Below are 10,986 nucleotides of genomic sequence, written 5' to 3' on the forward strand. Positions count from 1 at the left end.
ATGGCGCGTAAAGGAATTATTCTGGCGGGGGGTTCGGGCACGCGCCTGCATCCCGCCACATTGTCGGTATCCAAGCAACTGCTGCCGGTATACGACAAGCCCATGATTTATTACCCGCTCAGTACGCTATTGCTGGCGGGTATCCGCGACATCCTCATTATCTCGACGCCTCAGGATACGCCCAGGTTCGAGCAACTACTGGGTGATGGCAGCCAGTGGGGGCTGAACCTTTCCTATGCGGTACAACCAAGCCCGGATGGCCTGGCCCAGGCGTTCACCATCGGCGCAGGATTCATTGGCAATGATCCATCGGCGCTGGTGTTGGGCGACAATATCTTCTATGGCCATGACTTCCAGGCGCTGCTGCTCAATGCAGACAAGCGACAGGATGGTGCTTCGGTGTTCGCTTATCACGTTCAGGACCCTGAGCGGTACGGGGTGGCTGAGTTCGATGGGCACGGCTGCGTGCTTTCCATCGAGGAAAAGCCGAAAGTACCCAAGTCCAGCTATGCCGTAACGGGCCTTTACTTCTATGACAACCAGGTCGTTGACCTTGCCCGGCAGTTGCAACCTTCAGCGCGGGGCGAACTGGAAATCACCGACCTGAACAACCTGTACCTGCAACAAAAGCAGCTGCACGTAGAGATCATGGGCCGCGGGTACGCCTGGCTGGATACCGGCACTCACGACAGCCTGCTTGAAGCCAGCCAGTACATTGCGACCATTGAGCGCAGACAAGGACTGAAAATAGCCTGCCCCGAAGAAATCGCATATCGCGCCGGGTGGATCTCTGCAGAACAAATCGAACGCCTGGCGCAACCCATGATGAAAAATGGCTATGGGCAATACCTGCGTAATTTGCTTGAGGTGAAAGTTTTCTGATGCGTGCAATACCTTTAGCCATCAAGGACGTAATGCTCATCGTTCCCAAGGTGTTCGGCGACGAACGTGGTTTCTTCTACGAAAGCTTCAACGCCAGTGTCTTCAGCGAAGTGACCGGCCTGCAGCCCGACTTCGTACAAGACAACCACTCGCGCTCGGTAAAAGGCGTGCTGCGTGGCCTGCACTACCAGCTGGCACCTCACGCCCAGGGCAAGCTGGTGCGTGTGGTGCAAGGCGAAGTCTTCGATGTTGCGGTGGATATCCGTCGCTCGTCCCCTACCTTCGGTAAATGGGTAGGTGCGGTGTTGTCGGCCGAGAACAAGAACCAACTGTGGATCCCGCCAGGGTTCGCACACGGGTTCGTCACGTTGAGTGAAACCGCAGAGTTCCTCTACAAGACCACCGACTTCTACTCGCCGCAGTGCGAGCGCTGCATTGCCTGGGATGACCCGGCAGTCGGCATCGAATGGCCTATCGATTTCGCACCAAGCCTGTCTGGCAAGGACCAGCTTGGGGTCGCGCTAGCTGACGCCGAACTGTTCGATTGATGAGATAGGCGAGGCGGCATGGCCTCGCCTATCTTGTTTCTCTCAGCAGCCACCCTGCATAAACGCGATTCGTCCAGCCTGAACGGCTCGCACTCAGACGTAGTAAAACCTATTGGATGAGTGGCCGCTTTACGTTGACAGGGCGCAGCAACAGCTGCCAGCATTTCGCTTTTTCTGCGACCAGCGACTACTCCAATGTCTGCCACATCCGCCCCAGCCGAACGGCTTTATATCCTGGACACTTTACGGGGTATCGCAGCGCTCTGCGTCGTGTTCTGGCATTGGCAACATTTTTTCTACGTGGGGAACAGTCCGTCAGATTTCGACCCAACGCGCCAACCCTTCTATACCGCGCTTGCGCCGTTGTACCAGCATGGCGGTCTGGCGGTGCAACTGTTTTTTTCCATTTCCGGGTTTGTGTTCTTCTGGTTGTTCGCGCAAGGCGTGGCCACGCGCAGGGTCAACGCGCGCAACTTCGCGGTCGACCGTTTTAGCCGTCTATACCCGCTGCACTTGCTGACATTCGCCGCAGTAGGGGCGCTGCAGTTTGTCTACTCCAACAGTCATACTGGCTTTTTTGTTTACCCTTTCAACGATGCCTATCACGCATTGCTCAATCTTTTGCTGGTGCCCGCCTGGGGATTTGAACGCGGGTGGTCGTTTAACGCGCCAATCTGGTCGGTCTCGGTCGAGGTGCTGCTCTATACCTTGTTTTTCGTCATCTGTCTGGCCGGCCGCTGGCGCTGGTTACTTACCGTAATCGCTTTTGCCGCAGGCCTGATGCTATACCCCGACAACTACAAAATCGGTAGCGGGTTGTTATGCTTTTTTGCTGGCGGGCTCGCTTACGGCGTACTTTGCGAGTTACGGAAATGGCTAGGCTCCGGCCCGGCGTTTCTCGCTGCCTGCTGCATTGCGTCAGGTAGTTGGGGCTCGCAAATATGGCTATACGATGCGATAAACCCCACCCTGGTCATATGCCTGTGCTTCCCTGCTACCCTGGCTGCGCTGGCCGCTGCCGGCCTGCACTGGCCAGGGCTGTTGCGCAGTACTGCCTGGGTCGGAGATATCAGCTACGCCTCTTACCTCCTGCATTTTCCGCTGCAAATAGCGTTTGCACTGGCGCTGGATGGCCTTGGTTACGCGCGCGAAAACTTCTACAGCCCAGGGCTGATGCTGGCATTCTTTGCAGTGCTCATTCCCCTCAGTCTGGCCTGTCATAAATGGTTTGAACGCCCGGTTCAGCGATATTTGCGCCGTAGCCGATTGGCAAACCCCAGACAATCGGGCACACGGGCGTCGGCGTAAGCCTGGGCAATAGCGCCTTCAGCACTGTCCGCCTAGCTGTACCCCTGGATGCTGGAGCTGCTGGGGTTTATCCCGCGCATGCTTTATGGTGAAGTAGCTACTGCACCCACTGATATCTGCACCATTTACGCCGCCCTCAAATAAATACAACAGGACGCCCCGTGAATACTTTGACCGCGACAACCGCGCCGCCTCAGGTTGCGGTGCAGTACTCGGCCGACAAAACCCACGACGTGTCACTTGATGCGTTACGACTCGTCGCCACATTGATGGTAATCGTGATCCATGTTTCCGCCACCGGGTTTGCCCAGCTGGCGCCACACTGGTGGGGGGTCAACACCTACGAGAGCTTGTCCCGCGCAAGTGTGCCGATTTTCTTCATGATCACCGGTGCATTGCTGCTGCCGCGCTCGCACAGTGTCAGCAGCGTACTACGCCGCGTGTGGCGCATGGGCTTCGCGCTGCTCGCGTGGTCTTTGATCTATCTTGCCTACAATAAGTACAAGGTCACCGGGCTGATACTGCCAGACCTTTCCGAGCTCAAACACTGGCTGGTTGCAATCGTGCGCTGGCCGGTGGCGGGCCATTTGTGGTACCTGTACACGCTGATGGCGGCCTACTTCTTCATCCCTGTGTTGGCGGGTTTTTTCCGCAGCAGCCCGTTGAGGCTGCAGTGCCTGGTACTTGGAGTGTGGTTGATAACTGCCAGCATCGTACCGTTCGCCGAACGCGCCTTCGGTGAAGCACGGGCGTATATTGATACGCGCTTTTTCTATATTTACCCCGGTTATATATTGGCAGGCGCACTGTTGTATCACCATTTCAAGATAAACCTGAAAGGGGTGTACGCAGGCATAACTTTCTACCTGCTATGCAGTGCAGCAACCGCAGCGCTGACCTGGTACTACTCCAAAAAAGCTGCGACCAACACCGAACTGTTTTATGAGTACTTCGCTCCGTTCGTGGTCGCTGCTGCAGTGTGCCTGTTCTGCATCGTCAGGTATCTGGCCCAGCGCCTGGTGGCCCGCTACCCAGGCTCCCGGGGCGGGATGATTTTTCTCGGCAACCTCACTTTTGGCATCTATCTGATGCACCCCATGGTGATCTGGGAGCTGCACCACAAAGGCCTCGCCTGGAATTTCATCAACCCCTGGCTGGCGATCCCGACCGTAATGGTCGTGGTTTTCGTGATATGTGGGCTCATCACCTACATCATCAGAAAAACCCCTGTCGTTCGAGCAATTATTCCTGGCTGACGTAAACACTGGGGCCAGTATCATTGTGGTCTGGCGACAGCTCTGCGGCATGGTTTAAAACGCTTGCCCATCAGTATTCATTCTACAGCCGGAAAAAACAACGGCAATGAGCTTATCCGCAGCCTCGGTGATAACTACAATGCCACCACTTTCAGGAGAACCGGCATGCAACAAGCTTCAGACAGAGCGCTTTTCGCCAACCAGTTAAGAGGCGTGGCGGTGATCGCCGTGCTTATCGTTCACTGGTGCGGTGTTTATTGGTTTTCACGGGATGTGGTGGCTTCTTATATCCATGCCCCGGTCGTGGAAGGGCCTTCGTCAAGCATGATCTACTGGCTGACGATCCCAACCTTCAACTATGGTCCTTTTGGCGTTTCGGTTTTCTTCCTGATAAGCGGCTTTGTCATCCCGTTTTCGCTGAATCGTCTGGAGCCTGCCAAGTTTCTGATCGCCCGGTTTCTGCGTATCTACCCGACCTATATCGTCGCCTCGCTGATCATGCTGGCGCTGGTCTATATGTCCAGCCGATATTGGGGGCAGCCCTTCTCCATGGCGCTGGACCGGCTATTTGCCAACCTGTTCCTGCTGCAAGGCAACTTGCATTACCCCTCCATCGACATGGTCAACTGGACCCTGGCCATCGAGATCAAGTTCTATATCATCGCCGCCCTGCTGTATCGCTCGATCAAGGCCGGCAATGCCTTCCCGGTCATTTTGTTCGCCGTCGCGGTGCTCGCGGCGTGCGAGGCGCTTCCCACATTGCTGGCCGGGTGGGAGTTGCGCGTCGGCCTGGTGGAATCGCTTGAGACCGAGTTGATGTGTGTGATCTTCATGTTCATTGGTACCGGCTTCTATCACCACTACACCGGTACCTACACGACTCGACAATTACTGGCCTATGTGGCCATTTTGATGCTGGTGTTCCTGGTGTGCTGGCCACACACCGACTGGGATGTACAGATGCCATCGGTGCCGCAAAACTATGTTTACGGCTTTATCCTGTTCAGCGTCAGTTACATGCTGCGCCGGTATTTCCGCCCGTTTGCGCCGCTGGATTTCATCGCCAATATCAGCTATTCGATCTATGTAACACACTCGATCATCGGCTATCTGTGCCTGCGTATTCTGATGGACCAGGGCCTGTCGTTCCCGGTCTCGGGTTTGTTGACGCTGATCTTCGTGCTGACGCTGGCGTACGCGCTTTATCGGCTGGTAGAGGTACCGACCATGCATCTGGGTAAGCGGATTTTCGGGAAGGGGGCCAGGCCTGCGCCGGTCGCGCCTGGGAACCTGGGGAATGCGACCGAGTAGGCGTGCCACTCAGTCAGCAACGGGCGCCGGCCACCACAGGTAGCCGGTGAGCCTGAAAACTGCGCACTACCTGTGGGGCGGGTTAGCGGGCCAAGGATTCAACACCGTTGATGGCCCGCAACCATGCAGGCAATCACGCCGCAGGCTTGAACGCCCAAAGCTTCATTACCAGGTAATTCAACACCGGCACCACGAAGATCACCATCACCAACCCTACCGCGTAATGCAGACCGATGTACTCCACCAGGGAGGTGATCAGTAAGGTCAGGCCCAATGACACTAGCGATACCGCCAGAAAGCGGCGATAGCCGAGCAGGCTCGCTGGCATCCTGAAAGTGAACCGGCTGTTGAGCAGGTAGGACATCACGTTGGCAAAACAGAACGCCACCCCATTGGCCACGAAGGCCGGGGGCGCAAGCAACTCCATCAACGCCACCACGATACCGGCATGTACAGCGGTGTTGGCAACGCCAACCAAGCCAAAACGTATGAACTCGTGATAACGCACAGGGATGATGTGTTTCACTTGATCACATCACGCACGATATACACAGGCCGGTTCTTCGACTCGGTGAAAATGCGCCCCACGTACTCCCCCAGCACACCGATACCAATCAGTTGCACACCGCTGGCAAACAGTACCGTGATCATGATCGACGCGTAACCGGGCAAATCCACGCCAAAGAACAAGGTTTTTACCAGCAGGAACGCCGCGTAGACGAACGACAACGCCGATACCGCGCAGCCCAGGTAAGTCCAGATACGCAAGGGCACCGAGCTGAAACTGGTAATGCCCTCGATGGCAAAGTTCCACAGCTTCCAGGTGTTGAAGCTGGAAGTACCGTGCTCGCGGGCGGCAACCTTGTATTCCACCGTAGTGGTACGAAAGCCCACCCAGGCGAACAGCCCCTTCATGAAGCGGCGGCTTTCCGGCAATGTCTTCAAGGCGTCGACCACCTTCCGGTCCATCAACCGGAAGTCGCCCACATCAGCTGGAATGTCGATGTCCGAAATGCGGTTGTGCACCTTGTAGAAGTAGTTGGCCGTCAGCTTCTGGATTGGCCGGTCAGTTTCGCGGTCAACGCGCTTGGCCAACACCACTTCCGCGCCCTGCTCCCACTTTTCGACCAGTTCCAGAATGACCTCTGGCGGGTGCTGCAGATCGGAGTCTATCGGCACAATGGCGTCGCCAGTCGCGAAGTCGAGCCCGGCAGAGATCGCGGCCTCCTTGCCAAAGTTGCGCGACAGGTCCACTACGGTCAGATAGGGATTTGCTGCCTTGGCCTGTACCAACTGATCATAGGTGCGGTCGCGGCTGCCGTCATTGACTGCGATCACTTCGAGTTCGTAGCGATCAGCCAAGCCGGCGAATACTTCATTGATGCGCTGAAAAAACGCCTCTACACCTTTCTCCTCATTGTAGAAAGGCGAAACCAGCGAGATTGTGCGCTTGTTCGGTTCGGTCATGGGTTCACCTGCCCTGCTTGGCCGACGCGGCAGACATAGGCAAAGTCGATCACTTTGCACTCAGGCTGACGGTTTGATGGGAAAAACTGTTTAACCTGATCCACTTGCGGGAAGTCGCCAATATTGAACACGTACATGGACTGTGCAAATTGCGACCCTGCAATTTCTGCCTGGGTACTCTCGGTACTGCAGTTGGCGTTGGACCGGGCAACGTAACCGGTGTTGATCTTGATGTTGTTCACGGCAGCGTAACGCATGGTCGGCATCAAGCTCCGGAGCACCTGGTCGCCACGGCCACATTTGAATTTCGGGAAGAAATACAGGTACTGGGTATCTTTCGTTGCCTGCTCGTTCCAGGCGGCCTGGGTGAGCACGGTTTCAGCCGGGCGATTGGCCACCGCCACCAGCAAGCGCCGGAATGCAGACAGGTCGCTGATTTGTACAACCAGCATTACCAGCATGCACGCTGCGAACAGCTTGGCATCCAGCCGACGGTACAGGTAGGTGATGGAGAAGATTACCACGCAAAAACCCACCGGCCAGAAGAACCGGCCCGAAGCACGGAACTGAGAGGTGATGGGGCTCAGAATCGACGGGTAGTCGATCGATACCAGATGGCTGGTGCCCAGGTAGATCTCGTTGGACAACGCATACACGGTGAACAGCGCCATCAACCAGGTGAGCGCCTTGTGGCGGGCGAACGTGTCGTCGTTACTCTTGCGGTACAACACCAGGCTCAAGACAAAGGCCAGCAGCACGCCCATGCCAAGGTAGTTGAAGCCTTCACCCTGCCCTGGCATCTCCGGGTTGGGGAAGTGCAGGTATTTTCCACCGTGCAGCGGTGACAGCAGGTTCATCGAGAACACGCCGAAACCGCCCTCCTTTGACACTGCCGCCTCACCCATCGGGAATATGGTCAGGAACAAGCTGGCGCCGATGATAACGAATGGCACCAGGGCGCGGGCGATAGAAGCGGGCTTGAAGCGATCAGCGCGCCCCAGGTAGCTGGCCAGGTAGATGGCGCTGGCCATGGCGAACAGGTAGATGTTCACGTAGAAACCAGCAACCAGCAGCACCCCCCAGGCCCAACCATGTGGCTGCCCGGTGTTGCGGCAGCGCAGGTACATCGCCAACGCGCACAACACGATCCACTGCGACATCAGCGACACATGTGCAATGCGCGAAGTGAACTCGGGCATGCTCACCAGGCACACTACTGCGGCCACAAGCGCCAGCCACGAGCGCACCCGCAGTTCGCGCAGAATCCACCAGGCACACAGGGCCTGGGCGATGAAGCAGCCCGCAATCCACACGCCGAAAGGGTTGAACGGCGCGAAGCTCTTGGGCACCAAGACTTTCAGCACGAAGGCGTACAAGGGTATTGCATCTACAAAGGTAGCCCTTGTCCCTTGCGGGTAGTTTATGCTGTCGAACGCCAACAGCGGGTAGCTGAACGGCGCGCTGAAGAACGCGTTGAAACCCGCAAAATATTGGGTGACGTCCTCGACTTCAGTCTGCCAATACGAATTGGTGCCAAGAATGAAGTCCAGCGGGAAGTGCCGCAGTACAAAGAACAACCCGAAAGCCAATGCGAACGCAAAGCCGGCTCTGCCTGTTGAGTCAAGCTTCAAACCCATTATTCTATTTTCCCGTCCATGCAGTTTTTCAGGGCGATGCGGTCAGTACGCATTCTTGCTGATTTCGCCAATTAGCTGTTGCGCGCTTCCTTGCCAGGTAAGCCACGGCATATCGGTCGACTTGGGGTGCTGGCCCTGAGCATGCAGTTCCAGCCAGGCAGCGATGCTGTCAGCCATGTTACGCGCGTCGGTGCCGGCGAAGAACCAGGCATGCTCGCCCGCTACTTCACGGAACACCGGCAGGTCGCGGGCAATGATCGGCAGCCCGTGCTGTGCCGCTTCGATCAGCGGCAGGCCAAAGCCTTCGCCATACGAAGCAGCCAACAGGCAGTCGCACTGCTGGTACAGGTGCTCCAGGTACTCGTCGCTTGCCCCTTCCAGCCACAACAGGCGCTTTCCACGCTCGGGGTGGTCGGCAAGCCTGGCCGCAAGCTCTTCCACCAGCCAGCCGTGCTTGCCAACAATGACCAGGTTCGCCTGCACACCCTGTTGCCACAACAGCTCGAAGGCCTCCAGCGTTTGCAGGTGCCCTTTGCGCGGCTCCAGCGTACCGACCATGAGGAAGGCAGGGTTGGGTTGCAAGGCTTCGATACGCATGGCCGGGTCTTCCGGTATACCGGTAGTCGGCACCGACTGGTCGATATCGGCCCCCAGGTGGAACACACCGATGCGGAATGGCCGGTTACGCTTGGGTGCGTTTTCGTCCATCCACGCCTGCAGTTCGTCCCCTACCGCGCGGGAAATGCACATTGCACCGTCGTAGCGGGCGATGGTGTTGATCCAGTCAACGTAGAACGGGTGCAGGTGGTCAGAGAAGAAGTGGCGCATCTGCAGGATCAGCAGGTCATACACCACAAAGAACAGGCTTACCCCGTGGGCACGCATGGTATCGAGGTACGGCTGGCGCTGCGGCAGCATATCCAGCAGCAGGTCCAGGCAAATGTAGGCGTCACCGGCCTTGTAGCTGATGGGCTCGTCCACGTCGTCGTCGCCTGGCGCATTGCCAAGGAACTGGGCCGTGAACTGCCTGGCGTAACGGTAGAACGATTCCTCTACCTTGGTGTAGATCGGCGTGACGGTGTAGCCTTCGGGCGGGTTGGTCAACCATTCCAGTAGAATGCTGCGCACCACACGCTGGATACCGCTTTTGGCATCGTGCCGGCACAGCTGTGAGATATCCACCAGCAGGTTCGGTTTGGCCGCTGGCCCTTGCAGCGAATAATCTATGGCCTTCGCCAGGCGCTCGACATCGACCTCGCCGTTGCCCAGATCAACCGACGCAACCAGCGCCTCGGCCAGTTGCTGGATGCGTTGCTCGGTAGGCAGGTCTTCATCCACGGGCTGCTCAACAGCTGCCCTGTCTTGCATACACTGCTCGAACGCGGCAACGGCAGCCTTGCCTGTCAGGTCCCAGGAGAACAGCTTGGCGCGCTCCAGGCCGTGGCTGATCATCGCCTCGCGGAAGGTGTCGTCCACCAGTGCCTGGCTCATTTTCTGGGCGATGGAGGCGGTGTCGAGCGGGTCGAAAGTGGCTTCTTCCCAACCAATCACTTCAGGCACACTGGATGTATTGGCACCGATCACCGGGGCGCCGCACTTCATGGCTTCCAACGGCGGAAGGCCAAAGCCCTCATGCCAGGACGGGAATACGTAAAGGCGGCATGTGTTGTACAGCGCCACCAGCTCATCGTCAGTGATGAAACCCGTAAACACCAGGTCATCCTCACCCAGCCCTTGCGCCAATGCTTCCCCGCGGTAGCGCTCGACAATGTGCTGAGACATCTTGCCGGCAAACACCAGCTGCACGTCCTTTACTTCCCGCTTGACGTCAGCAAACGCGACAATCAGCCGAGACAGGTTCTTACGCTCATCTGCCCCACCGGAATACAGCACAAACGCATCGCGGAGCCTGAACTTGGCCTTGAGCGCGCTGCGCGCCTCGTCTGTGAGGGTGACGGGCCGGAAAACTTCGTCTGCTGCGCCCGACACATTGAAAACCTTGTGCTGGTCCAACGGCAGTAACGACAGCGCTTCCTGACGGGCACATTCCGAGATCGCCAGCAGCACGCCGTGGTCCTTGAAAGAGCCGACGATGTCCATGTAGTACTGTTTGTACTGAGCGTGGTCCAGGTATTGCTGCGGGTTGGTCAGCGGAATCAGGTCATACAGGGTGACGCTGACAATAGCCCGCTTGTTCTCAGGCGGGCGGCCGATGACGGCGTCATCAATGAAGCCCTCGACCGCGCTGGTGATGTGCACCACATCGGGCTGCAGTTCATCGATAGCAGCCTGGCGAATGAGCTTGGCCACTTCATGACGGCTATGGTTAGCCGGGTTGATACCGGCCACCGGGCCTTGTGCATACCAGACGCGGATATGGCTTTGTGGCAGCAAGCCGTCAAAAGCGCCACGAATGGCTTCGATCCCTTCGCTGAGCATGCCATTGAGCAGCAGGTAAACCTCATGTTCGCCGCGATTGCGAACAATGCCTTGAGCCAAGGATACGCTGTATCGGCCGATGCCACGGAAGCGGCTTTCGGTTTGCGCGCCTTGCATGTCAATTACAATACGCATTCG

The 10,986-nt window shown here is 57.3% G+C and carries 9 protein-coding genes; 5 read left to right on the forward strand and 4 right to left on the reverse strand.

Annotated elements, in window-relative coordinates; translation table 11 throughout:
- The 5 genes from rfbA to ABI582_RS13515 all read left to right on the forward strand — a co-directional run bounded on the left by rfbA (position 1) and on the right by ABI582_RS13515 (position 5,305).
- Positions 1 to 882 carry a glucose-1-phosphate thymidylyltransferase RfbA gene (rfbA, locus tag ABI582_RS13495; protein WP_442119421.1) on the forward strand — a complete coding sequence of 294 codons (882 nt, stop codon included), beginning with the start codon at positions 1 to 3 and terminating at the stop codon, positions 880 to 882.
- On the forward strand, positions 882 to 1,430 hold the full coding sequence (rfbC, locus tag ABI582_RS13500) for a dTDP-4-dehydrorhamnose 3,5-epimerase (RefSeq protein WP_442119422.1): 549 nt from the start codon (positions 882 to 884) through the stop codon (positions 1,428 to 1,430). Before rfbA ends, rfbC begins: the two co-directional genes overlap by 1 nt.
- Positions 1,431 to 1,625: 195 nt before the next feature.
- On the forward strand, positions 1,626 to 2,738 hold the full coding sequence (locus ABI582_RS13505) for an acyltransferase family protein (RefSeq protein WP_442119423.1): 1,113 nt from the start codon (positions 1,626 to 1,628) through the stop codon (positions 2,736 to 2,738).
- 161 nt (positions 2,739 to 2,899) lie between these two features.
- The gene (locus ABI582_RS13510) at positions 2,900 to 3,994 is read left to right on the forward strand and encodes an acyltransferase (protein WP_442119424.1); all 1,095 of its coding nucleotides are present in this window, start codon (positions 2,900 to 2,902) and stop codon (positions 3,992 to 3,994) included.
- Positions 3,995 to 4,159: 165 nt separating this feature from the next.
- Positions 4,160 to 5,305 carry an acyltransferase family protein gene (locus ABI582_RS13515; RefSeq protein WP_442119425.1) on the forward strand — a complete coding sequence of 382 codons (1,146 nt, stop codon included), beginning with the start codon at positions 4,160 to 4,162 and terminating at the stop codon, positions 5,303 to 5,305.
- A 133-nt stretch (positions 5,306 to 5,438) separates the two neighbouring features.
- Here the strand turns inward: ABI582_RS13515 and ABI582_RS13520 are convergent, their stop codons facing one another.
- The 4 genes from ABI582_RS13520 to ABI582_RS13535 form a co-directional block, all read right to left on the reverse strand.
- Positions 5,439 to 5,831: a GtrA family protein gene (locus tag ABI582_RS13520; protein WP_338746418.1), complete on the reverse strand. Its 393-nt coding sequence runs from the start codon at positions 5,829 to 5,831 to the stop codon at positions 5,439 to 5,441.
- The gene (locus ABI582_RS13525; RefSeq protein ID WP_442119426.1) at positions 5,828 to 6,772 is read right to left on the reverse strand and encodes a glycosyltransferase family 2 protein; all 945 of its coding nucleotides are present in this window, start codon (positions 6,770 to 6,772) and stop codon (positions 5,828 to 5,830) included. Before ABI582_RS13525 ends, ABI582_RS13520 begins: the two co-directional genes overlap by 4 nt.
- A complete protein-coding gene (locus ABI582_RS13530; RefSeq protein WP_338746416.1) occupies positions 6,769 to 8,349 on the reverse strand; it encodes a DUF6311 domain-containing protein in 1,581 nt (526 codons plus the stop codon). Before ABI582_RS13530 ends, ABI582_RS13525 begins: the two co-directional genes overlap by 4 nt.
- 102 nt (positions 8,350 to 8,451) lie before the next feature.
- The gene (locus ABI582_RS13535) at positions 8,452 to 10,983 is read right to left on the reverse strand and encodes a glycosyltransferase family 4 protein (RefSeq protein ID WP_442119427.1); all 2,532 of its coding nucleotides are present in this window, start codon (positions 10,981 to 10,983) and stop codon (positions 8,452 to 8,454) included.
- Positions 10,984 to 10,986 lie beyond the last annotated feature (3 nt).

It is taken from the genome of Pseudomonas sp. SAS7 (assembly GCF_052112345.1).
Taxonomy (GTDB): Bacteria; Pseudomonadota; Gammaproteobacteria; order Pseudomonadales; family Pseudomonadaceae; genus Aquipseudomonas; species Aquipseudomonas putida_Q.